The sequence below is a fragment of the Citrobacter sp. TBCS-14 genome, from assembly GCF_005280805.1.
Taxonomy (GTDB): Bacteria; Pseudomonadota; Gammaproteobacteria; order Enterobacterales; family Enterobacteriaceae; genus Citrobacter; species Citrobacter gillenii.
In genome coordinates this window covers 425,591-450,945 of record NZ_SZWM01000185.1, presented here as the reverse complement: position 1 = coordinate 450,945, position 25,355 = coordinate 425,591, and the positions used below count along the sequence as shown (strand labels likewise).

Annotated in this window: 27 protein-coding genes; 6 read left to right on the top strand and 21 right to left on the bottom strand. The window is 51.6% G+C overall.

What is annotated here, in order from left to right; translation table 11 throughout:
* Nucleotides 1-11: 11 nt before the first annotated feature.
* The gene (gene dcuC, locus FDX22_RS10855; RefSeq protein ID WP_096757907.1) at nucleotides 12-1,394 is read right to left on the bottom strand and encodes an anaerobic C4-dicarboxylate transporter DcuC; all 1,383 of its coding nucleotides are present in this window, start codon (nucleotides 1,392-1,394) and stop codon (nucleotides 12-14) included.
* 461 nt (nucleotides 1,395-1,855) lie between these two features.
* Here dcuC and pagP point away from each other — a divergent pair, with 461 nt between their 5' ends.
* Together pagP and cspE are read left to right on the top strand one after the other, a co-directional pair.
* A complete protein-coding gene (gene pagP / locus FDX22_RS10850; RefSeq protein WP_117342216.1) occupies nucleotides 1,856-2,419 on the top strand; it encodes a lipid IV(A) palmitoyltransferase PagP in 564 nt (187 codons plus the stop codon).
* Nucleotides 2,420-2,607: 188 nt separating this feature from the next.
* Entirely contained in the window at nucleotides 2,608-2,817 is a 210-nt protein-coding gene (cspE, locus tag FDX22_RS10845) for a transcription antiterminator/RNA stability regulator CspE (RefSeq protein WP_000034826.1), read from the top strand.
* Between the two features lie 51 nt (nucleotides 2,818-2,868).
* Here cspE and crcB read toward each other — a convergent pair whose 3' ends face one another.
* Complete coding sequence (gene crcB / locus FDX22_RS10840) at nucleotides 2,869-3,252, bottom strand: fluoride efflux transporter CrcB (protein WP_146717177.1); 384 nt, start codon at nucleotides 3,250-3,252, stop codon at nucleotides 2,869-2,871.
* A 90-nt stretch (nucleotides 3,253-3,342) separates the two neighbouring features.
* On the opposite strand from crcB, the gene FDX22_RS10835 reads away from it, so the two are divergent.
* Entirely contained in the window at nucleotides 3,343-4,131 is a 789-nt protein-coding gene (locus FDX22_RS10835) for a deaminated glutathione amidase (RefSeq protein ID WP_146717176.1), read from the top strand.
* A gap of 128 nt (nucleotides 4,132-4,259) precedes the next feature.
* Entirely contained in the window at nucleotides 4,260-4,463 is a 204-nt protein-coding gene (tatE, locus tag FDX22_RS10830; protein WP_045441030.1) for a twin-arginine translocase subunit TatE, read from the top strand.
* Nucleotides 4,464-4,560: 97 nt separating this feature from the next.
* On the opposite strand, the gene lipA is transcribed toward tatE, so the two are convergent.
* The 10 genes from lipA to FDX22_RS10780 all read right to left on the bottom strand — a co-directional run bounded on the left by lipA (nucleotide 4,561) and on the right by FDX22_RS10780 (nucleotide 14,017).
* Nucleotides 4,561-5,526, bottom strand: a complete 966-nt coding sequence (gene lipA, locus FDX22_RS10825; protein ID WP_117342218.1) for a lipoyl synthase — start codon at nucleotides 5,524-5,526, stop codon at nucleotides 4,561-4,563.
* Nucleotides 5,527-5,731: 205 nt separating this feature from the next.
* Nucleotides 5,732-6,373, bottom strand: a complete 642-nt coding sequence (lipB, locus tag FDX22_RS10820; RefSeq protein WP_146717175.1) for a lipoyl(octanoyl) transferase LipB — start codon at nucleotides 6,371-6,373, stop codon at nucleotides 5,732-5,734.
* A gap of 116 nt (nucleotides 6,374-6,489) precedes the next feature.
* Nucleotides 6,490-6,753, bottom strand: a complete 264-nt coding sequence (gene ybeD, locus FDX22_RS10815; RefSeq protein WP_003022706.1) for a DUF493 family protein YbeD — start codon at nucleotides 6,751-6,753, stop codon at nucleotides 6,490-6,492.
* 106 nt (nucleotides 6,754-6,859) lie between these two features.
* Nucleotides 6,860-8,071: a D-alanyl-D-alanine carboxypeptidase DacA gene (gene dacA / locus FDX22_RS10810; RefSeq protein ID WP_096757902.1), complete on the bottom strand. Its 1,212-nt coding sequence runs from the start codon at nucleotides 8,069-8,071 to the stop codon at nucleotides 6,860-6,862.
* Nucleotides 8,072-8,213: 142 nt separating this feature from the next.
* Nucleotides 8,214-9,305, bottom strand: a complete 1,092-nt coding sequence (gene rlpA, locus FDX22_RS10805; RefSeq protein WP_146717174.1) for an endolytic peptidoglycan transglycosylase RlpA — start codon at nucleotides 9,303-9,305, stop codon at nucleotides 8,214-8,216.
* Nucleotides 9,306-9,315: 10 nt separating this feature from the next.
* Complete coding sequence (mrdB, locus tag FDX22_RS10800; RefSeq protein WP_096757900.1) at nucleotides 9,316-10,428, bottom strand: peptidoglycan glycosyltransferase MrdB; 1,113 nt, start codon at nucleotides 10,426-10,428, stop codon at nucleotides 9,316-9,318.
* A 2-nt stretch (nucleotides 10,429-10,430) separates the two neighbouring features.
* Nucleotides 10,431-12,332, bottom strand: coding sequence for a peptidoglycan DD-transpeptidase MrdA (gene mrdA, locus FDX22_RS10795; protein ID WP_135912397.1), 1,902 nt, complete (start codon nucleotides 12,330-12,332; stop codon nucleotides 10,431-10,433).
* Nucleotides 12,333-12,362: 30 nt separating this feature from the next.
* A complete protein-coding gene (gene rlmH / locus FDX22_RS10790; RefSeq protein WP_003022725.1) occupies nucleotides 12,363-12,830 on the bottom strand; it encodes a 23S rRNA (pseudouridine(1915)-N(3))-methyltransferase RlmH in 468 nt (155 codons plus the stop codon).
* A gap of 3 nt (nucleotides 12,831-12,833) precedes the next feature.
* On the bottom strand, nucleotides 12,834-13,151 hold the full coding sequence (rsfS, locus tag FDX22_RS10785; RefSeq protein ID WP_096757898.1) for a ribosome silencing factor: 318 nt from the start codon (nucleotides 13,149-13,151) through the stop codon (nucleotides 12,834-12,836).
* A 254-nt stretch (nucleotides 13,152-13,405) separates the two neighbouring features.
* Complete coding sequence (locus tag FDX22_RS10780) at nucleotides 13,406-14,017, bottom strand: adenosylcobalamin/alpha-ribazole phosphatase (protein WP_117342222.1); 612 nt, start codon at nucleotides 14,015-14,017, stop codon at nucleotides 13,406-13,408.
* 96 nt (nucleotides 14,018-14,113) lie between these two features.
* Between FDX22_RS10780 and cobD the strand changes: the two genes are divergently transcribed.
* Nucleotides 14,114-15,208, top strand: a complete 1,095-nt coding sequence (gene cobD / locus FDX22_RS10775; RefSeq protein WP_146717173.1) for a threonine-phosphate decarboxylase CobD — start codon at nucleotides 14,114-14,116, stop codon at nucleotides 15,206-15,208.
* Here cobD and nadD read toward each other — a convergent pair.
* The 4 genes from nadD to leuS are packed head-to-tail and all read right to left on the bottom strand — an operon-like array spanning nucleotide 15,183 to nucleotide 20,047.
* On the bottom strand, nucleotides 15,183-15,824 hold the full coding sequence (gene nadD, locus FDX22_RS10770) for a nicotinate-nucleotide adenylyltransferase (RefSeq protein WP_096759450.1): 642 nt from the start codon (nucleotides 15,822-15,824) through the stop codon (nucleotides 15,183-15,185). The genes cobD and nadD overlap by 26 nt on opposite strands.
* 1 nt (nucleotide 15,825) lies before the next feature.
* Nucleotides 15,826-16,857, bottom strand: coding sequence for a DNA polymerase III subunit delta (holA, locus tag FDX22_RS10765; protein WP_146717172.1), 1,032 nt, complete (start codon nucleotides 16,855-16,857; stop codon nucleotides 15,826-15,828).
* Nucleotides 16,857-17,450, bottom strand: coding sequence for an LPS assembly lipoprotein LptE (gene lptE / locus FDX22_RS10760; protein WP_146717171.1), 594 nt, complete (start codon nucleotides 17,448-17,450; stop codon nucleotides 16,857-16,859). Before lptE ends, holA begins: the two co-directional genes overlap by 1 nt.
* A gap of 14 nt (nucleotides 17,451-17,464) precedes the next feature.
* Complete coding sequence (leuS, locus tag FDX22_RS10755; RefSeq protein WP_146717170.1) at nucleotides 17,465-20,047, bottom strand: leucine--tRNA ligase; 2,583 nt, start codon at nucleotides 20,045-20,047, stop codon at nucleotides 17,465-17,467.
* Between the two features lie 235 nt (nucleotides 20,048-20,282).
* On the opposite strand from leuS, the gene FDX22_RS10750 reads away from it, so the two are divergent.
* A complete protein-coding gene (locus FDX22_RS10750) occupies nucleotides 20,283-20,765 on the top strand; it encodes a zinc ribbon-containing protein (RefSeq protein ID WP_115259097.1) in 483 nt (160 codons plus the stop codon).
* Between the two features lie 59 nt (nucleotides 20,766-20,824).
* Here the strand turns inward: FDX22_RS10750 and rihA are convergent, their stop codons facing one another.
* The 5 genes from rihA to gltI form a co-directional block, all read right to left on the bottom strand.
* On the bottom strand, nucleotides 20,825-21,760 hold the full coding sequence (gene rihA, locus FDX22_RS10745) for a pyrimidine-specific ribonucleoside hydrolase RihA (protein WP_117342226.1): 936 nt from the start codon (nucleotides 21,758-21,760) through the stop codon (nucleotides 20,825-20,827).
* A 116-nt stretch (nucleotides 21,761-21,876) separates the two neighbouring features.
* On the bottom strand, nucleotides 21,877-22,602 hold the full coding sequence (gltL, locus tag FDX22_RS10740; RefSeq protein ID WP_096757890.1) for a glutamate/aspartate ABC transporter ATP-binding protein GltL: 726 nt from the start codon (nucleotides 22,600-22,602) through the stop codon (nucleotides 21,877-21,879).
* Nucleotides 22,602-23,276 (bottom strand): glutamate/aspartate ABC transporter permease GltK, encoded by a 675-nt coding sequence (gene gltK / locus FDX22_RS10735; protein WP_096757889.1) that lies wholly within the window; start codon nucleotides 23,274-23,276, stop codon nucleotides 22,602-22,604. Before gltK ends, gltL begins: the two co-directional genes overlap by 1 nt.
* Entirely contained in the window at nucleotides 23,276-24,016 is a 741-nt protein-coding gene (gene gltJ, locus FDX22_RS10730) for a glutamate/aspartate ABC transporter permease GltJ (RefSeq protein ID WP_096757888.1), read from the bottom strand. Before gltJ ends, gltK begins: the two co-directional genes overlap by 1 nt.
* 158 nt (nucleotides 24,017-24,174) lie before the next feature.
* On the bottom strand, nucleotides 24,175-25,083 hold the full coding sequence (gltI, locus tag FDX22_RS10725; protein WP_096757887.1) for a glutamate/aspartate ABC transporter substrate-binding protein GltI: 909 nt from the start codon (nucleotides 25,081-25,083) through the stop codon (nucleotides 24,175-24,177).
* Between the last annotated feature and the right edge of the window lie 272 nt (nucleotides 25,084-25,355).

Genomic DNA, 25,355 nt, shown 5'->3' with positions numbered 1-25,355 from the left:
TTTGTTCGCTATCAACCTCCAATCACGGCGGTTGTAGCGGGCACCATCACTTCCGTGGCGATAATGACAATCAGTAGCCCGACCATCACCGGCACAGACGTGCGCTTGACCACTTCAAACGGTGAAATCTTCGCCATACCCGCAACGGCAACGACCACACCAGAGACCGGGGAGATCGTACGCCCCAGGTTCGACGCTTGCAGCATCGGGATGGAGAGGTAAGCGGGGTTAATGCCTGAAGAGTGCGCCAGTTTTGGGATCATCTCAACGAAGGCATAGAACGGGGCATTACCGGAGCCGGTGGTCATTGCTGCCAGCATGGTCAGAATAACCAGCACCAGCATCAGAATAATGCTTGCGGAGCCAAACGAGGTGGCGATCGAGATCAGGCTCTGAATAAAGCCGATAGTGCTCAGACCCTGGGCGAAAACTCCGGCGGCAACTAACAGCATTACCACGTTAGCAAAGGCATCAGCCATGCCGCGGTAGGCCACTTCCAGACCTGAGAAAACCTTCTGGGTATTGAACCCGCGGACAAACTCCAACACTGCGGCAATAAGCATGCACAGCACCAGAATGGTAATGATGTGCAGTTGCGGTCCCCACTTACCATCAAAAATGAGAACCCCGACAATCGGAGTAAACGGCAGGATGGCGTAAAACGATGGCGCGGTGGTGGTGATTTCGGCCACGTCTAACATTTCGTGAGAAACGTTCTCTTTTTTGTCCAGATAGCGCTGCCAGAAAAAGTGGGCAATCGCCATGCCGATAATGGCGGCAATGGAAATCGGCAGCGTGGTTTTAAATGCGAAGTCGATCAACGGCATTTCTGCGGCTTTGGCGGCGAGAACCACATCACCAGAAGTGGGGGATAGAATGATGGCGGCAGGGGAGGCGCAAATGGCCGCCGCAGCACCACGGCTGATACCCACGTTAACCATGACCGGAAAGAGGGTTGCCATCAGCAGTACGCCCAGCCCCGTCGCTGAAGAAACCGCCAGTGACATCAGGCAGGCGACAAAGTAGGCGGCAATCATTAACACATAGGGTGAGTTGATATATTGCAGTGGTTTGGAAGCCAGTTTAACCACCATATCGTTTGCACCAATATGCGTCATGTAGGCGGCAAAACCACACAGCATCATGATCATCATGCCGAGATCGCCACCGCGGCTCATCAGCAAAATTTTAATGTATTCAACGATGTCTGTTGCTGTGTAGCCTGTGCTTTCGGCACTACCGGGCAAAACTTTATGACCCATCAGGGCGCTGATAATCAGTAAAACCAGGCCACCGACAAACAGTACGCCGGTCGCGGAATAACCTTTAATGATGTAGCGCGCTACACCCACAATAACCATAACTCCGATAAGGAGTTCTATAAATGTCAACATTATTTCCCCTGTCACATTGACGCCCAGAAAGTAAAAAAACTAAAAAAAGCATAAAACGGTGAGAGAATGTGCCTAATAAACGGATAACCCTCGCTGATTGAAATCAATAAAAATACGGATTAAACCAATGGCTGAGCCATTTTTTCAACATAGCGGATGAACCGGGAATGCTGCAATCAAAAAGTGTGAAGTCGTCTGTGGTTGTGTGGGATTTGACATTGAATTGATCTTGTTTTGTTTTCTAATTGTTAATTTATTTAACTTTTGCATGTAAAATGAACAATTTATTGATATTAATAGAGTAATGACCGTTTCAGATAAGGCTCGGGAAATATAAGGGAAATAAACTACGCGCATACGAAGGGAATATTCTGATTTTTAACCCTAAGCATTTTCGTTAAGTTAACATTAAGGATGGCTTTGCTACAATTAATGCAGAACCCCAGAATGGTAATTACGTTGTGATTGTCGCGAAGCGCTATTTCCTGTTTATTTCATTTGTTTTTATTCAGTTGGCTGTTATTCCACAGGCCACAGCTGAAGATAAAGGTTGGTTTGATACCTTCACAGATAATGTCAGTGAAACCTGGCAGCAGCCGGAGCATTATGACCTGTACGTGCCCGCCATTACCTGGCATGCGCGATTTGCCTACGATAAAGATAAAACAGATCGTTACAATGAACGCCCCTGGGGAGCGGGATTTGGTCAGTCCCGTTGGGATGATAAAGGCAACTGGCACGGGCTGTATATTATGGCCTTTAAGGATTCCTACAATAAGTGGGAACCCATCGGAGGATATGGCTGGGAAAAAACCTGGCGCCCGCTGGCCGATGATAACTTCCATACTGGTCTGGGTTTTACCGCCGGTTTCACCGCGCGTGATAACTGGAACTACATTCCTGTGCCGGTGATACTGCCACTGGCATCGATAGGTTATGGTCCGGCAACGTTTCAGATGACCTACATACCCGGTACGTATAATAACGGGAATGTCTATTTTGCCTGGATGCGTTTCCAGTTTTGATGAACGATGTGTATTGTTATACAGCTAAGTATAAACAATTAAAAAACAATTGGTTACGAACGTTACTGCAAAAATAACGCGACATTTATCACTTTTTGGCAAAGTTCGACTGGACAAAGTCCACCACAATTGTTGTACTGATACCCGACACAGCATTTGTGTCTATTTTTCATGTAAAGGTAATTTTGATGTCTAAGATTAAAGGTAACGTTAAGTGGTTTAATGAGTCCAAAGGATTCGGTTTCATTACTCCGGAAGATGGCAGCAAAGATGTGTTCGTACACTTCTCTGCAATCCAGACCAATGGTTTTAAAACTCTGGCTGAAGGTCAGCGTGTAGAGTTCGAAATCACTAACGGTGCCAAAGGCCCTTCTGCTGCAAACGTAACCGCTCTGTAAGCATACGACAGCAAGAATTCAAAACCCGCTTAATTGCGGGTTTTTTTATCTTCAGTGTGCCGAAGAAGCGGAAACCAGCCAGAACGCCAGGGCGGTCATCGCAAAAGACCCCAACAGATTGATCAGTACGTTCACCATTGCCCAGCCAAAACGTCCGTCTTGCAGTAAAAACACCACCTCTGCTGAGAACGTTGAGAAGGTGGTCAGCCCGCCGCAAAAGCCTGTCGTAATCAATACCTTCCACATAGGGTCAATGTGGGTCATGCGATTGAACCACGCCAGCCCCATACCAATGATAAACGCCCCAATTAAGTTTGCAGCCATCGTGCCGAAGGGAATCGCTTGATGAAGGGGGTTAAATCGCATACTCAACAGCCATCTGGCTACGCTACCTGTACCACCGCCAATAAAAACCGCTAAAAGGAGTTGTGACACTGCATAATCCTGCTATTTGATTGTATATAGTGTGAGTGTAACGCTGAATAATCATTATTGGCGAGCCTAACCGTTTTTTCAGGAGGGAGTATGTTCGTTGCTGCAGGGCAATTCGCCGTGGGTCCCTCATGGGAGAAAAATGCCGAAACGTGCGTATCATTGATGTCCCAGGCCGCGGGCGAGGGCGTCTCATTGTTGGTCTTACCCGAAGCGTTGCTGGCCCGTGACGATCTTGACCCTGACCTGTCAGTGAAATCTGCTCAATGGCTGGAAGGGGGATTTCTGACGCGATTACTGCGAGAAAGCGTGCAGAATGAGATGACAACGATCCTGACGATTCATGTTCCCTCGCTGCCGGGACGGGCGTTTAACATGCTGGTGGCGCTACGAAGAGGTCAGGTTGTGGCTCATTACGCCAAATTACATCTCTATGATGCTTTTTCGATTCAGGAGTCGCGTAATGTTGATGCAGGCGATGTCGTACCGCTGCTGTTGGACGTGGAAGGTCTTAAAGTCGGTTTGATGACCTGTTACGATTTACGTTTCCCTGAGCTGGCATTAGCACATGCTTTGCAGGGGGCAGATATTCTGGTACTCCCTGCGGCCTGGGTACGCGGTGCACTAAAAGAACATCACTGGGCTACGCTGCTGGCGGCCAGAGCGTTGGATGCGACCTGCTATCTGATTGCTGCCGGTGAGTGTGGCAATAAGAATATTGGTCAAAGCCGGATAATCGATCCGTTTGGCGTGACGATTGCCGCTGCCGCAGAAACACCCGCGCTGATTGTTACTGAGGTTTCTGCCGAGCGAGTGCGACAGGTCAGGGCGCAACTTCCGGTGTTACGCAACCGACGCTTTGCGCCACCGCAATTATTATGACGTTTTTTTAAACAAGACTTGATTCACCTTGTTACAGATTGCTATTGTGTGCCCGCGTCGAAAGGCCGTTAAAATTCTCAGGTTAATATGGCGCTTTATGCAGCCTGGTTTAAGTGAAGAAGGTATCTATGGGTGAGATTAGTATTACCAAACTGCTGGTGGTTGCCGCACTGGTCGTTCTGCTGTTTGGTACCAAGAAGTTGCGTACTCTGGGTGGAGACCTGGGAACGGCAATTAAAGGCTTCAAGAAAGCGATGAACGATGAAAATGCCGATGCGAAGAAAGATGCAGATGGTAGCGTTCAGGCTGAGAAGCTTTCTCATAAAGAGTGATGTCAGGAGCATGATGCTCGTACTGCAAACTCTGCATGAAAAAAACCGGCAATTTGCCGGTTTTTTTATTGCTGAAATGTAAGTGAGTATTACGCGATTACTTCACTTCCAGCCCTTTTGCCTGCATGTCTGCATGATATGAAGAACGTACAAATGGACCGCAAGCTGCATGGGTAAAGCCCATTGCCATAGCTTCTGCTTTCATTTCATCGAACTCATCCGGGCTAACATAGCGCTGAACCGGCAGATGGTGACGGCTTGGCTGTAAATACTGCCCCAGCGTTAGCATGGTAACGCCATGACGACGCAGGTCACGCATGACCTCAATGATTTCCGCGTTGGTTTCACCCAGACCCACCATCAGACCTGATTTGGTTGGGATCTCCGGATGGGCTTCTTTGAAACGCTCCAGAAGCTTCAGTGACCAGTTGTAATCTGCACCCGGACGTACATTGCGGTAAATACGCGGTACGTTTTCAAGGTTGTGGTTAAACACGTCTGGCGGCGTTGCGGTGAGGATATCCAGCGCGCGGTCCATTCGACCACGGAAGTCAGGTACCAGCGTTTCGATTTTAATCGACGGGCTTTTCTCACGGATAGCTGTGATGCAGTCCGCAAAGTGTTGAGCACCGCCATCGCGCAGATCGTCGCGATCGACGGAGGTGATGACGACATAGCGCAGCGCCATGTCCGCAATAGTTTGAGCCAGTTTTAACGGTTCGTTGACATCCGGGGCAACCGGACGACCATGGGCAACGTCACAGAATGGGCAGCGGCGGGTACAAATCGCGCCGAGGATCATAAAGGTTGCGGTGCCGTGATTGAAACATTCAGCCAGGTTAGGGCAGGACGCTTCTTCGCAGACAGAGTGCAGGCCATTTTTGCGCATTGCCGCTTTGATGCCCTGGATGCGAGTGGAGTCCGCTGGCAGTTTTATTTTCATCCATTCCGGTTTACGCAGCAGGGCTTCACGCTCTGTTGCCACATTTTTTACCGGGATAAGAGCCATCTTATCGGCATCGCGGTATTTAACACCGCGTTCCATCACAATGGGTTTACTCATAGCTTGCGTGTTCCAGTTGCGAATAACGAAGGAAAGCGTTTCAATTCAAGGGAATGTTGTATTTATCAACTATTTTTGAATTAGTGATACGCAGTATATCATTGAAACGGGCCAGAAAGCAGCCTGACAGGCTGGCAAAATGTAAAATAGTTGTTGTTTTGTGCCATTTGCCACAACATATGCTGCGGCAATGTCTGCCCCGTTTTTAGTCTGCGACGTACTCGTGTGGTGGGTTACCGAGTAGCGATAATATGTTTGCCAGCAAACGAGGACGAACGCTTTCGGTGGTGGCATGACTGTCCCACTGTGAAACTTTCGCCATCTCCATTCCGGCGTAGCCGCAAGGGTTGATGCGCAGGAAAGGCGACAAATCCATATCCACGTTAAGCGCTAAGCCATGGAATGAACATCCTCTACGAATCCGTAACCCTAACGAACAGATTTTCTTTTCACCGACGTAAACGCCTGGCGCATCGGCTCGTGGGTGTGCATCGATACCCATTTCTGCAAGCGTGTTTACCACGGTTAGTTCCAGCAGCGTGACCAGTTCGCGAACGCCCAGTTTTCGGCGTTTGAGGTTCAACAGGACATACATCACCTGTTGCCCTGGGCCGTGGTACGTTACCTGACCGCCACGATCGCTCTGAATAACGGGGATATCACCCGGCACCAGAACGTGTTCTGCTTTGCCTGCCTGCCCCTGAGTGAAGACCGGATAATGCTCTACCAGCCAGATTTCATCATGACTGTTTTCATCGCGGGTATCGGTGAATTCGTGCATGGCCTGAGAGACGGGCTCGTAAGGCTGAAGACCGAGCTGGCGGACAAGAATTTTATCCTGATACAAAACGGTATCTCCGTAGATACTCACATCGAGTAGAGAATATAAAGAGGGGAAAGTATATCACAGGGGAAGGAGAGAGAGGTTACCCGAGCAGAATGCAACGGGTAACCGACAGGCTGTTACAGCACCATACGTACGATGTCGATGTTGCCTAATTCTTCGTACAGGGTTTCAACCTGCTCAATGTGCGTAGCAGTGATGGTGATAGAGACCGAGTGGTAGTTGCCTTTGCTGCTCGGTTTTACTGTTGGAGAGTAATCACCTGGCGCATGGCGCTGTACCACTTCAACCACCTGATCAACCAACTCCGGCAACGCCTGCCCCATTACTTTGTAAGTAAATGGAGTAGGGAATTCAAGCAGTTCGTTAAGTTTGGTTTTCATGTCAGCTCCGGCGTTACATCAAAAAATAATAACTCCCACGCTGAGTGGGAGTTATCTGGATACCTAGTATATGGGGACGTAAATCACACTTTCAAGTGCTCAATTTTTAGCCAAACCAGTGATGAAACATTAATTTAATGTAATCAATGATTTTACCAAAGAAGTTGCCTTCAGGGATTTCCTGCAGGACCACCAGCGGGCGCTGTTCAATGGTTTTGCCGTCGAGCTGGAAATTGATGGTGCCGACAACCTGGTTTTTCTGCAGCGGCGCGTGCAGTTCAGTGGTGTTCAGCACATAGCTCGCTTTCAGATCTTTCATACGGCCGCGCGGAATGGTCAGGTAGACATCTTTATCAACACCTAACGAGGCACGATCGGTATTACCAAACCAGGCCGGTTCAGAGGCAAATTCTTTGCCGACCTTCAGTGGGTTCACGGTTTCAAAGAAACGGAAGCCCCAGGTCAGCAGCTTTTTGCTTTCGGTTTCACGACCTTTATAGGTACGACCGCCCATGACGGCAGAGATCAGACGCATCTGACCTTCGGTTGCGGATGCCACCAGGTTATAGCCCGCTTTATCGGTGTGACCGGTTTTAATCCCGTCAACATTCAGGCTGTTATCCCACAGCAGGCCGTTACGGTTTAACTGACGAATGCCGTTGAAAGTGAACTCTTTTTCTCGGTAGATAGAGTATTCGTTAGGCACGTCGCGAATCAGCGCCTGACCAATCAACGCCATGTCACGTGCTGAGCTGTACTGACCTTCAGCATCCAGACCGTGGACGGTCTGGAAGTGGGTGTTTTTCAGTCCCAGCGCATTAACATAGCTGTTCATCAGGCCGACGAAAGCATCCTGACTACCGGCAGCAAAGTCAGCCATTGCCACGCAAGCGTCGTTGCCGGATTGCAGGTTAATACCACGGATCAATTGTGAAACGGGAACCTGCATTCCCGGTTTCAGGAACATCAGCGATGAACCTTTAAACACCGGGTTACCGGTAGCCCACGCGTCATTGCCCACGGTGACCAAATCGGTTTCTTTGAATTTCCCGGCTTTCATGGCCTGACCGATGACATAGCTGGTCATCATTTTGGTCAGGCTGGCGGGGTCGCGGCGAGTGTCCGCATTCTGTTCGGCCAGAACCTTTCCTGAATTGTAATCAATCAGGATATAGGACTCCGCGTCGATCTGCGGAACGCCCGGGATCATGGTTTTAATATTCAGGTCATCGGCATGGGCAGCAGAGAGAGAGGCTGCGCAGAGAGCAGCGGTGAGCGCGATGCGCTGCACGAAACGAGCGGAAAAAGTGGTCTTCATGGTCTGAACTACGACGTCCGTGATGAAAGTAAAAAAAGTGCCCTACTATAGCAAATGCGTAACTTACAGGCATCCGACTTTCCACATGACTTTGTTAATGTCATTGACAGAAATTGACAGAACGGGTGCCTGCTTTACGTTACTACACGCCGGTGATGAAGGACTGTAATTGCGCTTCGGATTGCAGGCGCTGCTGCAATGTACTGGCTTCCGCTTTGCTGGTGAACGGCCCCATCTGGATACGCCATACGGCACCGTTTTGTACCACGCGGCCCGGCACGCCAAACTGCTGGCTCAGTCGTTTTTGGTACTGCTGCGCACGGGCCTGCTCGCTGACGGCACCCACCTGAACGACATAACGGCCATTGGTTGCAGCAACGGGTGTAGCAGCGGCCGGAGCAGATACCGGTGCTGACACTGTTGCAGGCGCTGTTGTTACGGGCTGTGGAGGCGGTGTGGGTTCGTTGCCTTCGAGCACGCCTGCGGCGAGCGTGGTTGGCGCACCAAGGAAACCATTGCTGTTAACTGGCGCACCGGTAGCGTCATCGCTTTTCAGCGTTGAATTACTGATAGGACGAATATCGCCTTGCGGCTGGTCTGCGTCCGGTGCAGAAGGCATAGTGTTACCCCCGCTTAAATCAGGACGAGACGGCAGGGCGTAAGTCTGTTTTGCAACCGTCGTACACGCCATACCGGGGCCTGACAACGAACCGTCTTGCGCGACGATTATCGGATCAATACGCACTTTCGTATTGTTCGAGGTGTTCAGACGATCGGCCGCAGCGCGTGAAAGTGAAATCACGCGATCGTTGCCATAAGGACCACGATCGTTAATCCGTACGACGATCATCCTGCCGTTTGCCAGGTTGGTAATTCGGGCGTAGCTGGGAACCGGTAATGTCGGATGCGCAGCGGTGAGCTGCATGGGATCAAATGCCTCACCGGATGCGGTTAAATTGCTGCCGGGTTCCGCATCATAGATTGCGGCCAATCCGGCCTGGCTAAAGCGAGAGGGATCCTGAACAATTTTATAGCTTTTACCATCACGTTGGTAATCCTGATTAGCCGTTGGGTTCAGGGGTTCAAAACGCGGATCGGCTCCGCTGATTTCAACAATCGGACCATTACACACCGCTGGTTGCGGCGCGACAGCACCCTGTTGCTGACCATCATCATTCGAACACGCCGCGAGCATTCCTGCTGCGATGCAGATTCCAAGCCACTGCTTACGCATTGCGTACCCCTTACACGCTTTTCGACAACATTTTTCTATGGGTGTGGATCGACATCACAATCCCGAACCCGGCCATCAGCACAATCAGTGCAGAGCCTCCGTAACTGACCAGCGGGAGTGGAACCCCTACTACGGGCAGAATACCGCTCACCATACCAATATTTACGAAGACATAAACGAATAATATCAACATTAAACCACCGGCCATGACGCGACCAAAAGTGGTTTGCGCTCGGGCGGCAATCCATAGCCCACGCATAATCAGCAAAATGTACAGCGCCAGCAGAATTAAGATCCCTACTAGCCCAAGCTCTTCGGCTAACACCGCAAAGATAAAGTCGGTGTGGCGTTCGGGTAAAAATTCAAGCTGTGACTGCGTACCGTGCAGCCAGCCTTTGCCGCTCAGACCACCGGAACCAATAGCAATTTTAGACTGAATAATGTGATATCCCGCGCCCAGTGGGTCGGTTTCAGGGTCGAGAAGCATCATCACGCGCTGACGCTGGTAATCATGCATCAAGAAGAACCACAGTATCGGGATAAATGCGGCGACCAGAACCACGGCCACGCCGATTAAGCGCCAGCTTAAGCCCGACAGGAACAGCACAAACAGGCCGGAAAGGGCAACAAGGATAGAGGTCCCGAGGTCAGGTTGCGCGGCAACCAGCAGCGTAGGCATGAAAATCAACACCAGCGCGATAGCGGTATTCTTCAGCGACGGCGGACAAACATCACGGTTGATAAAGCGTGCTACCATCAGCGGGACTGCAATTTTAGCAATTTCAGACGGCTGAAAACGCACAATGCCGAGGTCCAGCCAGCGCTGTGCGCCTTTAGAAATGGCCCCAAAGGCATCTACCGCTACCAGCAGAATAATACAGACAATATAGAGATAGGGAGCCCAGCCTTCGTAGACCCTGGGAGGGATCTGCGCCATCACCACCATGATGACCAGACCCATGGCTATTTGGCCGACCTTACGCTCCATCATGCCAATATCCTGGCCGCTGGCGCTCCAGATAACCAGCGAGCTGTAAACCAGCAGTGCCAGCAAAATAAGCAACATCGTGGGATCGATGTGAATTTTATCCCAGAACGTTTTTTTGTTCGGATTATCCGTCACGATTATTGGTCCTCAGCTGCGGCAGCCACCGGGTTTTCCGCAGGCAGATTGGTGTTGTTGTCGCCCAACATAATATGGTCAAGGATCTGGCGCATGATGGTACCTACAGGCGCACCGGCCCCGCCGTTTTCGAGGATAATCGCGACAGAGACCTCGGGTTTATCGTAGGGCGCAAATGCGATCATCAGCTTATGGTCGCGTAAACGTTCGGCAATTTTATGCGCATTATAGGTTTCATTGGCTTTCAGACCGAAGACCTGAGCGGTACCGGATTTTGCCGCAATTTTATACGGTGCACCGGCAAAATATTTATGCGCGGTACCGTTAGGACGGTTTGCAACACCGTACATACCGTCTTTGGCAATTTCCCAGTAACCGGAATGAATATCACCCACCGGCGGCTCATGCGGCTGAACCCATGGCACCTGCTTGCCGTTTTCCGTGGTGCTCATCAGCAGATGCGGGACTTTTACCACGCCGTCGTTGATAAGAATCATCAGCGATTTGCTCATCTGAATAGGGGTTGCTGTCCAGTACCCCTGACCGATGCCCACCGGAATAGTATCACCCTGGTACCATGGCTTTTTAAACCGTTTTTGCTTCCATTCACGCGTTGGCATATTACCGGCTCGCTCTTCGGCCAGATCGATCCCCGTATAATGGCCATAGCCGAATTTACTCATCCACTCTGAAAGACGGTCTATCCCCATATCATAGGCGATTTGGTAGAAAAACGTATCCGCAGATTCCTCCAGTGAGCGGGTTATGTTCAGATGACCATGCCCCCACTTTTTCCAGTCGCGATAACGTTTTTCAGAACCGGGCAACTGCCACCAGCCTGGATCGAACAGCCCGGTATTACGGGTAATCACGCCCGCGCTTAGTGCGGATACCGCCACGTAAGGCTTAACGGTTGAGGCAGGGGGGTAAACACCTTGCGTCGCGCGGTTAACCAGTGGGGTATTGGGGTCATTGAGCAACCCTGCATAATCTTTGCTGGAGATACCGTCCACAAACAGGTTGGGATCGTAGCTGGGCATAGAAACCAGCGCCAGCACGCCGCCGGTACGCGGGTCAGTGACCACCACGGCGGCACGACTGCCGGCCAGCAGGGTTTCAATATACTGCTGGAGCTTTAAATCCAGCGTTAAATAGATATCGTGCCCGGCCTGAGGCGCCACTTCTTTCAATTGGCGAATCACGCGACCACGGTTGTTGACTTCAACTTCTTCGTAACCGGTCTGACCATGCAGAACGTCTTCGTAATAACGTTCAATACCCAGCTTGCCGATATCGTGGGTAGCGGCGTAGTTGGCGAGCTTGCCGTCTTTGTCCAGGCGTTCAACGTCTTTATCGTTAATTTTTGAGACGTAACCAATGACGTGAGTTAGCGCAGAGCCGTAGGGATAGTAACGGCGCTTATAGCCTTTGACTTCCACACCGGGAAAACGATATTGATTGACGGCAAAGCGTGCTACCTGCACTTCCGTCAGATTGGTTTTCACCGGAATGGACGTAAAGCGGTGGGAACGTGCTCGTTCTTTTTTAAAGGCGGCAATATCGTCGTCATTGAGATCAACCACTTCCCGCAGCGCATCCAGCGTTTGCTGAACGTTATCGACCTTCTCAGGCATCATTTCTATCTGGTAAATGGTGCGGTTGAGGGCCAGGGGGATGCCGTTACGGTCATAAATGATGCCGCGACTGGGGGCGATCGGCACCAGTTTGATGCGGTTTTCGTTTGAACGGGTCTGATAATCGGTGAAACGAACGATTTGCAGGTTATACAGGTTGGCGATCAGCACGCCAGTGAGCAGCAAAATCCCCAAAAAAGCAACCAGCGCCCGACGCACAAACAGCGCGGACTCAGCCGTATAGTCGCGAAAAGAATTCTGTAGTTTCATCCGCTGCTTAATCTACTCAAGACTCAATGATCACTCACGGTGATAAGGGTGGTTGGTGGTAATGCTCCACGCTCTGTACAGACTCTCTGCCACCAGAACCCGAACAAGAGGGTGGGGAAGGGTTAATGCAGAGAGTGACCAGCTTTGCTCCGCGGCAGCCTTACAGGCTGGAGACAATCCTTCCGGTCCGCCAATCAGCAGACTGACGTCACGACCATCCAGTTTCCAGCGTTCCAGCTCGGTTGCCAGTTGTGGCGTGTCCCAGGGTTTTCCTGGGATATCAAGGGTGACGATGCGATTTTTGCCAGCGGCAGCCAGCATCTGTTCACCCTCTTTATCGAGTATGCGTTTAATATCCGCGTTCTTGCCGCGTTTTCCTGCCGGGATCTCGATAAGCTCAAAAGGCATGTCTTTTGGAAACCGACGGAGATACTCCGTAAAACCGGTTTGCACCCAGTCAGGCATTTTCGTACCCACAGCGACAAGTTGCAGCTTCACGCATTAACTCCAGAGTTTTTCCAGTTCATACAGGCGACGGCTTTCTTCCTGTAAAACGTGGACAATCACCTCGCCGAGATCAACGACGATCCAGTCGGCCACGTTCTCACCTTCAACGCCAAGCGGCAGCAGGCCAGCGGCGCGAGATTCCTGAACAACGTGGTCAGCGATAGACATGACATGGCGGCTGGATGTGCCGGTGCAGATAATCATGCAGTCAGTGATGCTGGATTTGCCCTGAACGTCTAAGGCGATGATGTCTTGACCTTTAAGGTCATCAATTTTGTCGATTACAAAATCCTGAAGTGCTTTACCCTGCAAGTGTTCCCCCTGGGTGAAAAGAGTTAAAAAGGCTTGTTAGTATACCTGAACCAGAGGCGATATCGGGACAAATGTCTCCGAAAGCGCTTTTGAGGTGCGCTATCATCCCACCCCACGCAACAGAATGCATCGCCATTTTTGTAAAACAATTTCTGCAAAGCTCTGAAAGGCGGGAAAAGTCAGGCTGCGGAGAATAGCAGCCTGTCATGGGGTGTCAATGGGCGCGAGCCCCTTCGACAGAAAAAACCGTGTATTCACTCCCCCTCGCGCCAGATGGCTCGGCTGTTTAACACTTTCAGCACCGCAAAATCGTCGCAGAAATCAATTGCGCTCCAGCACCCCTGTTCAACGCGGAAATGCCACATTGATGCCGCGGGCATTGACATGAGCCGGGCGATCAGCACGCTGAGTACGCCCTGATGGCTGACCACCAGAAGGTTCTGCGAATTTTTATAATCAGCAAGTTGGGCAATGAAGCGCTCAACTCGCTGTGAAAATGCCTGAAAACCTTCGCCGTTGGTGGGGGTCGCATTCTGCCAGTCGTTACACCACAGCGCATAGTTTTCTGCGTCCTCACGCGCCAGATCGCGATGGTGGCGCATTTCCCAGTCGCCAAAGAACATTTCATTAAGCTCGGGCATGATCCGCAGTGGAACGTCGCGCCCTGCTAAGAGCAACTGCGTGGTATGGCGCGCGCGTTCAAGCTCGCTGCAGAGGACGTGGTCGAAAGGAACGTTGTGTAATAGTGCGGCCAGTGTTTCAGCTTGGGTTATTCCCCGCTGAGTGAGCGATGTAGGGGCATGACCGCTGTATAACCCGGCAACGTTGGCATCGGTTTCTCCATGACGTACTAACCAGAGTCTCATTTTTCCCTCGTGAGGCTATTCGCATAAAACATGATGTTTGCCCTGATTACGCAGAGATTTTTCAATAAAATACCCTTTTTAAACTGGAGCGGCACGATGTCTTTATTGAAAAGCGCGCATGGCGGTAACACCCGGGAAGCCGCCGCATTGTTGGGTATCCCGCCTGAGCAATTGCTGGATTTTAGCGCGAATATTAACCCGCTGGGTATGCCGGCAAGCTTAAAACGCGCACTAATCGACAATTTGGACCGTGCTGAGCGCTATCCGGACGTGGATTACGCCCACTTGCATGCCACGCTGGCGGAGCACCATCATGTTCCTGCGTCGTGGATCCTCGCCGGTAACGGGGAGACGGAGTCGATCTTTACGTTGGTTGATGGTCTTAAGCCGCGTCATGCGATGATCGTCATTCCCGGATTTGCGGAATATCGCCGGGCACTGCAATGGGGCGAATGCGCAATACACGAGTTTGCGCTGCGCGAAGAGGACGGTTGGCAGTTGACCGGAGAGATTCTCGATGCACTTACCTCGGAGCTGGATTGCCTGTTCCTGTGTACACCTAACAATCCCACCGGGCTGTTGCCCGAACATCACCTGTTGCAGGAGATAGCACGGCGTTGTAAACAGCTCGGGATCGCATTGATCCTCGATGAAGCGTTTATCGATTTTATCGCCGGGGAACAGGGGTTTATTCCGCTGTTGCAAGAGAATCCGCACATCTGGGTTTTGCGCTCACTCACCAAATTTTATGCGATACCCGGCCTGCGCCTGGGATATCTGGTTAACAGCAACGAGCAGGCGGTAGCACACCTGCGCAGCCGGCAAATGCCCTGGTCAATCAATGCCTTTGCCGCACTGGCGGGCGAAATGATTCTCCACGATAGTGTCTATCAGCAGGCGACATGGGAATGGCTGGCGCATGAGGGGAGCCGATTCGATCAACAACTGCAAAATCTGCCTGGCCTGACGGTGTATCCCGGACGGGCAAATTATCGCTTGTTACGCTGCGATCGACCGGGTTTAGATTTGCAAAAATCATTGCTGGAACAGCATGTGTTGATCCGCAGTTGCGCTAACTATCCGGGGCTGGATGCGCGTTACTACCGGGTGGCTGTCCGTGGCGCTGAAGAGAACAACCGCCTGCTGGCGGCATTACGCTACACGCTTAGCGGTACAACCCTTGCTGATTGATATAGTCCAGCACGGAGTCTGGCATTAAATCGTCACACGGCTCACCGTGTTCCAGTCGTTCGCGGATAAGGGTAGCGGAGATATTGAACCAAGGGGTTTCTGCCAGGTAAATTTTCCCGGCAGGAAGCTGGTGCAGGTCATCTGGCGAATGAGTCAGATGACGTTCGAGCCACTGCTGGTGCTGCGCCTGCGCCATCTCCAGCGGATACCCCGGTCGTCGGCAGACGATGAGATGGGTATTGTCCAGAATGGTGTCGGAATTGTGCCAGGAAGGAAAGGTGAGCAGTGAGTCCTGACCAATAATAAACGCCAGCGGCGCGAGTGGCCCTTGTTCCTCGCGCCACTCCTTGAGAGTTTGGGCGGTGTAAGAGGCCGTATCTCGTTTTAGCTCACGTTCATCCAGGATAAACAAAGGCTTGTCAGCAATTGCCAGCTCAAGCATCTGTTTACGCTGTGCGCTGGAGGCTTCGGGTTGCGCACGATGCGGCGGCACATTATTAGGCATGATAATCACCCGTGATAGGCCAATCAGATTAGCCAGAATTTCCACGGGTTTAAGATGACCATAATGCACCGGATCAAAGGTGCCACCGAACAAAGCCTGTAATGATTTCATATCAACCATCAATAAAAACATCTGCCAGTGATTTATGGCAGAGCAGAAGAGAAAGTCCCTCAAGCTCGGCCCATACTGACTGACCATAATCTTGTTTAAGCGTAATTTCCGTGCGCGTTAACAACTGTACCGCCTGGCGTAATTGCTCAGATGACAGCCGGTTTAGCGCATCACCCATCATGCCGCGGCGGTTTTGCCATACCCGATGCTTATCAAACAAGGCGCGTAATGGTGTGTGGGCTGATTGCCTTTTCAAGTTGACCAGTAACAGTAATTCACGCTGTATCGTGCGCAGCAGAATAACCGGCTCACTGCCTTCAAGGCGCAGTTGCTGCAGGATATGTAGCGCGCGTTTACTTTTGCCCATCAACAGCGCATCGACCCAATGGAAGGGGGTAAAGTGCGCCGCATCGTTAACCGCTTGCTCCACACGAGGCAACGTGAGTTTTCCATCAGGCCACAGCAATGATAACCGCTCCAGCGCCTGCGCCAGGGCTAATAGGTTACCTTCATAGCAATAACATAATAGCTGATTGGCGGCTTCGTCCAGTTGCAGGTTGCTTTGTTTCGCTCTGGCGGCAACCCAGCGAGGGAGCTGCGCCTGCTCTGGCGTCTGGCAGCTCACCTGAACAGCATGGCTCGCCAGACTGGTATACCACGCGGCATTTTCCTGTGCTTTGGTCAGCTTGTTGCCGCGAACAATCAGCAGCAGATCGTCATGCAGCAGGGTAACCAGCGTGGCGAGTTGTTCGTTAATGGCGGCATTAGGGCCGTTTTCAGGCAGTTGTAGAAGTAATGTCTGCCGGCTGGCAAATAGGCTCATGGCCTGGCAGAGGGAAAAAATAACCCCCCAGTCAGTGCTGGTATCGAGGGTGAACGTGTGGTGTTCTTCGAATCCTTGCACAGTGGCGGCCAGACGGACGGCATCCTGGCTTTCCTGCAACAAGAGGGGATCGTTGCCCAGTAATAAGTACGCCGCGCGCAGCCCTTCTTTGAGCTGTGCGCGGAGTTGTTCAGGGTACAACTTGAGCATCAGTTACCCAGCGTGGTGGAAACACGCGCCGGAGAAGACGTTGGCGCGGATGTTTCATTCTCAGCAGGCTGTACGTCATCACTGGATGACTGAGTATCAGCAATATGTATGCTTGGCAGCTTACGAATCAACTGTTCGGCCGCTTTATCATACATTTCTTTAACGATCATTTCCTGCTCGTTATCCTTCGCCAGTGCAGCCTGTGAGTTATCAAAGAACGAACGATAGACCTTGGCACTGATCGGATAAATGTCATGGCCTGGAATCAGAACGGAGGCACTGACCGACATCACCATCTGATATTCAGCCGTTTGACCGTTCTGGAATACAGATGCCGTATCCTGAGAAATGCTGACCGCACCCAGACGCAGGGACGGCACGTCTTTACGCATAGAACCGCTTTCGAGCAGTTCGATGTCGTTCAGACGTAACTGGTTGCGTACCGCGCGGCTTAACGGGCCGTTCGGATCGCCAGAGTCCAGGATCATAGTTTTCATTGTGGGCGGTACCTGCGTAGTACTACGCAGATGCCAACCACACCCAGCGGTGACCAGCACCACCAGGGATAACAACAGAGTTGTCAGATGTCGCACGCTTCCTCCCGCGCTTAGCCAACGACCAGATTGAGGAGTTTACCCGGTACATAAATCACTTTACGTACGGTAACGCCATCAAGATATTTTGCTACCAGATGCTCCTGGCCAGCACGCTCACGAACTTGCTCTTCGGTGGCGTTGACTGGAACGGTGATTTTGCCACGTACTTTACCGTTCACCTGCACCACAACCAGCGTTGAGTCTTCGACCATTGCGCTGTCGTCAGCAACCGGCCACGGTGCGTTGTCGATATCGCCTTCGCCCTTCAGCGCATGCCACAAGGTGAAGCATACGTGCGGGGTGAACGGGTTGAGCATACGCACAACGGCCAGCAACGCTTCCTGCATCAGGGCTCTGTCCTGCTCGTCTTCCTGCGGTGCTTTCGCCAGCTTGTTCATCAGTTCCATAACCGCCGCTATCGCGGTGTTAAAGGTCTGACGACGGCCGATATCATCGGTCACTTTCGCAATAGTTTTGTGAACATCGCGACGTAGCGCTTTCTGATCGTCGCTCAATGCGTCAACGTTCAGGGCCGCAACATCACCTTTGCTGGTGTGTTCGTAAACCAGTTTCCAGACACGTTTCAGGAAGCGGTTAGCTCCTTCAACACCGGATTCCTGCCATTCAAGCGTCATATCAGCCGGAGAGGCGAACATCATGAACAGACGCACGGTGTCTGCGCCGTAACGCTCAACCATCACCTGCGGGTCGATACCGTTGTTTTTTGACTTGGACATCTTGCTCATGCCGGTATAGACCAGTTCATGACCTTCGGCGTCCTGCGCCTTCACGATACGGCCTTTTTCATCGCGCTCAACGATAGCATCAACCGGAGAAACCCAGTTACGCTCGCCGTTGGCACCGACGTAGTAGAAGGCATCCGCCAGCACCATGCCCTGACACAGCAGCTGTTTAGCCGGTTCGTCAGAGTTTACCATGCCCGCGTCACGCATCAGCTTGTGGAAGAAACGGAAATAGAGCAGGTGCATGATGGCGTGTTCGATACCGCCAATGTAGATATCAACCGGCAGCCAGTAGTTGGCAGCCTTAGAGTCCAGCATGCCTTCCTGATACTGCGGGCAGGTGTAGCGCGCATAGTACCAGGATGATTCCATAAAGGTATCAAAGGTGTCGGTTTCACGCAGAGCCGGCATACCGTTAACGGTGGTTTTTGCCCACTCTGGGTCGGCTTTAATCGGGCTGGTGATACCGTCCATCACCACATCTTCCGGCAGAATAACCGGCAGCTGATCTTCTGGGGTTGGCAACACGGTGCCATCTTCCAGCGTGACCATTGGGATTGGAGCGCCCCAGTAACGCTGACGGGAAACGCCCCAGTCACGCAGACGGTAGTTAACTTTACGCTCACCCACACCTTTTTCGACAAGCTTGTCGGCAATGGCGTTGAAAGCCGCTTCGAAATCGAGACCGTTAAACTCACCAGAGTTAAACAGCACGCCTTTCTCGGTCAGTGCCTTCTCAGACAGATCCGGTTCTGAACCGTCCGCCGCCAGGATAACTGGCTTGATGCTCAGACCATATTTGGTTGCGAACTCGTAGTCGCGCTGATCGTGACCCGGCACGGCCATCACGGCACCTGTACCGTATTCCATCAGCACGAAGTTTGCAGCCCAAACCGGGATCTCTTCACCGGTCAGCGGATGAATCGCTTTAAAGCCAGTGTCGACGCCTTTCTTCTCCATGGTCGCCATTTCAGCCTCGGCAACCTTGGTGTTGCGGCATTCGTCAACAAACGCCGCCAGTTCCGGGTTATTCGCCGTGGCTTTCTGCGCCAACGGGTGACCTGCGGCAACGGCCAGATAAGTGGCACCCATAAAGGTGTCCGGGCGGGTGGTGTAAACGGTCAGCGTGTTGTCATAACCGTTGACATCAAAGGTGATCTCCACGCCTTCAGAGCGGCCAATCCAGTTGCGCTGCATCGTTTTTACGGTGTCAGGCCAGTGATCCAGACGGTCCAGGTCGCGCAGCAGTTCGTCAGCGTATGCGGTGATTTTGATGAACCACTGCGGGATCTCTTTTCGCTCAACTTTGGTATCACAACGCCAGCAGCAGCCGTCAATAACCTGTTCGTTCGCCAGTACTGTCTGGTCGTTAGGGCACCAGTTGACCGCAGAGGTTTTCTTGTACACCAGACCTTTTTTGTACAGTTCAGTGAAGAACTTTTGCTCCCAACGGTAATATTCCGGGGTGCAGGTCGCCAACTCACGGCTCCAGTCATAGCCGAAGCCCAGCATTTTGAGCTGGTTCTTCATGTAAGCGATGTTGTCGTACGTCCACGGAGCAGGCGCGGTATTGTTTTTCACCGCCGCGCCTTCAGCTGGCAGGCCGAATGCATCCCAGCCAATCGGCTGCAGAACGTTTTTGCCCAGCATACGCTGATAGCGGGCGATCACATCACCGATAGTGTAGTTACGTACGTGGCCCATGTGTAGTCGACCAGAAGGATAGGGAAGCATAGACAGGCAGTAATACTTCTCTTTGCTCTCGTCTTCGGTAACTTCAAATGTGCGCTTCTCATCCCAGTGAAGCTGTACTTTGGATTCTATCTCTTCCGGGCGGTATTGCTCTTGCATGGCAGCCAGTGGTCCTGTTTTCAATACAGCTACAAACGTAGCTTTAGATGTGGTGTTTCAGATCCGCATAGCATAGCCCAAACGTCCGCGTCAAAACAGCCTTTCGCGCATTCAGCATTGAATTCCCGCAAGGATAAATATTGCACGAATTTACATACTCTGTGGACAGTCTTGCAAAGCGTAGTGTAAATAACGTCTATTATTATAGACAGTTAACGACCCAGGAGGCGAAGCGATGAACAAGGTTGCTCAATATTACCGTGAACTGGTGACGTCACTTAGCGAACGTCTGCGCAATGGTGAACGCGATATCGATGCGCTGGTGGACCAGGCACGTCAGCGAGTTATGCAGACCGGGGAGTTAACGCGAACCGAGGTAGAAGAACTCACCAGGGCCGTCAGACGCGACCTTGAAGAGTTCGCGATCAGTTATGAAGAGAGTCTTGATGAGGAGACTGACAGCGTTTTTATGCGGGTCATCAAAGAGAGTATCTGGCAAGAACTGGCGGATATTACCGATAAAACCCAGCTTGAATGGCGCGAAGTATTCCAGGACCTGAGTCATCACGGGGTTTATCACAGTGGTGAGGTGGTCGGGTTGGGGAATCTGGTCTGTGAGAAATGCCACTTCCATTTAGCCGTTTACACGCCAGACGTGCTGCCGCTATGCCCGAAATGTGGTCACGATCAGTTCCAGCGCAGACCATTTGAGCCGTGATTTTTGTGCCGGATGCGACGCGACGCGTCTTATCCGGCCTACGCACTTAATGATAAATGTCAGGCGTAAAACCTGAGCCGTTCGGCCAGCAGATCGACAAAACCTTGCCGGTCAACGTCAACCATAACCGTGGCGTTGGGTTTATTTCCGCTCAGGAAATAGTAATCCACTACGGTCATGCCCTGCGTGTATTTTCCCTGCGTCTCTACGCCGACCCAGCGTTCAACGGTGGTAAACAGTTCGGGCTTCAGTAACCAGGCAATGGTGCATGGATCATGTAGCGGTGCGCCTTTGAATCCCCATTTCTCGTCTTTGTGATATTCGAAGAAGAAATCCAGTAACTCAGCGACAATGCTCGCCACAGGATTGCCAATCGCGCGCAATCGCTCGGTGTCTTCACGATGAATTTGTGCTTTATGTGTGACGTCCAGCCCGGCCATCACTACCGGAATACCTGATTGAAACACCATCTCTGCCGCTTCGGGATCAACATAAATATTGAACTCAGCAGCCGGTGTCCAATTTCCGAGTCCCATCGCGCCGCCCATAATCACAATACGGGCGATTTTCTTATGCAACTCGGGGTGGCTATTCAGCAGCAGTGCTACGTTAGTTTGGGGGCCAGTTGATACAATCGTGACTGGTTCCGGACTTTCGCGCAGGGTTTTCGCCATTAACTCCACGGCTGTACAACTTTGCGGGGCAAATGCTGGCTCCGGCAGTACGGGGCCGTCCAGGCCACTTTCTCCGTGAACGTTATCGGCAATTATCAACTCGCGCATCAGGGGCTTCAACGCGCCTCCGGCAACGGGAATATCCGAGCGGTTGAGCAGCGTTAACATACGCAACACATTACGCAGGGTTTTATCAGGCGTCTGGTTGCCCGCTGAGGATGTTATGGCTTTAACATCAAGTTCCGGTGAGGCGAGGGCGAGAACCATTGCGATAGCGTCGTCATGACCTGGATCGCAATCAAAAAGGATCGGAAGTGCCATTGTGACTCCTTGTGGGTGGGACTTCGTGACAAGGTTAACGCCGGGCTGTATGTGATTCGAGATGCGAAGAAAGAAAGCGTGATTTGGCGCGCACTTTGATGTGCGCGCCGGAAAGATTAATGCAATATTTTGGCGAGGAAGTCTTTGGCGCGATCTGATTTTGGATTGGCAAAGAACTCTTCTTTCGGCGAGTCTTCCACAATCTTACCCTCATCCATAAAGATTACCCGGTTCGCCACTTTCCGAGCGAAGCCCATTTCGTGGGTGACCACCATCATGGTCATCCCTTCATGAGCCAGCTCGACCATGACGTCCAGCACCTCGTTGATCATTTCTGGATCGAGCGCTGAGGTGGGTTCATCAAACAACATGGCGATAGGATCCATACACAGCGCCCGGGCAATGGCCACGCGCTGCTGCTGTCCACCAGAAAGCTGGGCCGGAAACTTATCGGCATGGGCCGACAGTCCTACGCGCTCAAGCAGTTTTTGTGCTTTGTCGCGAGCAGGCTTTTTATCGCGTTTAAGTACTTTTACCTGGGCCAGGGTCAAGTTTTCGATGATCGACAAATGTGGGAACAGTTCAAAGTGCTGGAAGACCATGCCCACGCGAGAACGCAGTTTGGCCAGATCGGTTTTTTTGTCATTCACGACGGTACCGTCAACGGTGATCACACCCTGCTGCACTGGCTCCAGGCCGTTTACCGTTTTGATCAGCGTCGATTTACCGGAGCCTGACGGACCGCAAACTACCACCACTTCACCTTTTTTAACTTCCGTGGAGCAGTCGGTCAGAACCTGAAAGTGACCATACCATTTAGAAACATTTTTCAGGGTAATCATTAAACTGTCCTTTTCTTCAAATAGCTGACCAACAACGATGCGCTCAGACTGAATACAAAATAGACGGCGCCAGCGAACAGGATCATCTCGACCTGTGTGCCGTCACGCTCGCCAATGGTGGAGGCGGTACGGAAGAAATCTGCAAGACTTAATACGTAGACCAGCGAGGTGTCCTGGAATAGAACGATGCCCTGGGTCAGCAGCAACGGCACCATCGCGCGAAATGCCTGCGGCAGAATAATGAGCTTCATCGACTGCCAGTGGGTCATCCCTAACGCCAGCGCGGCGCTGGACTGTCCACGAGAAATACTCTGGATCCCGGCACGGATAATCTCTGAGTAGTACGCCGCTTCAAACATCGAAAACGCCACCATCGCTGAGATCAGACGAATATCGGTTTTCGGTGACAGGCCTAATACGTTCTGTAAGAACCCTGGTACAATCAGATAGAACCACAGCAGCACCATGACCAGCGGAATAGAGCGGAATACGTTCACGTAGATCTTCGCAAACCAGGCAATGGGCGCGAAGCTGGACAGACGCATTACCGCAAGGATAGTTCCCCAAACGATGCCAATAATGACCGCCGTAACGGTAATTTTCAGCGTGATCATCAGCCCATCCAGCAGATACGGCAGGGAGGGGACAATGGAACTCCAGTCAAATTCGTACATTATTTGCCTCCCAAATTGCCAGGCAGGCGAGTTTTACGTTCAACCAGATTCATCACCAGCATAATAAAGGCGTTAATCAAGACGTAGGCAAGGGTGATAGCCGTAAACGACTCCCAGGCGTGGGCAGAGTAATCCAGCAGCTTGCCTGCCTGTGCTGCCATATCGACCAGACCGATGGTTGAGGCGATGGCGGAGTTTTTCACCAGGTTCATCATTTCTGATGTCATCGGCGGTACGATCACGCGGTAGGCGTTGGGCAGCAGAACATAGCGATAGGCCTGCGGTAGCGTCAGCCCCATCGCCAGCGCGGCGTTTTTTTGTCCGCGAGGCAAAGACTGAATCGCGGCGCGCACCTGCTCACAAACGCGGGCGGCGGTAAACAGCCCCAGGCAGAGCATTGAGGAGAGGAAAAACTGGATGTTGGGATCCAACTCAGCCTTGAACCACATGCCAATGTTTTCTGGGAGCAGTTCCGGGATTACCAGATACCAGGTAAAAAATTGTACGATCAGCGGAACGTTACGAAACAGTTCAACATACAACGTGCCTATCCCGGAAAGGAAACGGTTGGGAACGGTGCGTAAGATGCCGAATAGGGAACCTATCAGGAAAGCAATAATCCAGGCGGTGATTGAAAGCGCGACGGTGACCTGGAAACCACTCCAGAGCCAGCCGAGATAGGTGGTGTTGCCGAACGGGGCTTCTTGTAAAAAAATCCCCCAGTTCCAGTCTATAGACATAAATCTACTCCAGAAAAAAAAAGGGTAGCAGCGCTACCCTCGAAGATTGTTGAGAAGCTCATTTTTCGCGCTGAGTGGGGAACGGCCACTCAGCGTATAGTCTGTCCATGCTTCCCGACAATCGTGAGGGCCAGGTGAACTCGCCCCATTTATTTTAGTTAGTTGAGTGCTTTATCATTTGGTTCTTTGAACAGGGCCTTCATCTCGCTCGACAGTTCGAAATTCATATTCAGGTTCTTTGGCGGAATAGGGTTTTTAAACCATTTATCAAACCACTTCTCTGCTTCACCTGAAGTTTGTGCCTGTGCAATGGTGTCATCCATCAGCTTTTTGAACGCGACGTCGTCTTTACGCAGCATACAGCCGTACGCTTCCTGAGATTGTGGCTTGCCGACGATCTCCCAGTTGTCCGGTTTCTTCGCCTTCGCGCGTTCACCAGCCAGCAGGGCGTCATCCATCATAAAGGCGACGGCGCGACCGCTTTCGAGGGTACGGAAAGAGTCACCGTGGTCTTTCGCACTGATGATGCGCATATCCATTTTTTGTTCTTCGTTCAGCTTATGCAGCAGCACTTCCGAGGTGGTACCGGAAGTCACAACCACCGCTTTGCCTTTCAGGTCAGCGAAATCTTTGATGTCGCCGCCTTTTTTCGCCAGCAGGCGGGTGCCGACAACGAAAATGGTGTCAGAAAATGCCGCTTGTTTCTGGCGTTCAACGTTGTTGGTGGTGGAACCACATTCAAAGTCGAAGGTGCCGTTTTGCAGCAGCGGAATGCGGTTCTGGGAGGTAATCGGAATCAGCTTCACCTGCAGGTCAGGTTTGTTCAGCTTTTTCTTCACGGCCTCAACAATTGCGTTGGAGTAATCCTGTGAATAACCGACCACTTTCTGCTGATTATCGTAGTAGGAAAACGGGACCGAGGATTCACGGTGTCCGACGACGATGACGCCATTTTTAGCGATCTTGTCCAGGGTGCTGCTTGCCGCAGGGGCGGCATCTTCCGCGTGCGCCAGACCGGCAGACATTCCCACGACCAGCATGGCAGTGGCGAGCTTACGTAATTGCATATCCAACTCCTTTATCGTCTGCGTCAGGGACGCATTGATACCCATTGTGATGTTGTTATTGTTTGCTACTTAAAAGTGCAGTCTTGTATGTGTTTGTTAACATTTAGTTTGGATGAATGTAAAGAATTTGCTGTGTTATTGTTTATTTTTGCGAAGTGCGCCGCACCGTTTGAGGGCAAAAATATCTTGTTGCACATTTCAGGTGCTACCTGTGCTCAAATTTGGTGCGACCAGGTTGCACATTCAACCAAAACAGCGTTTGCCTTGTATAA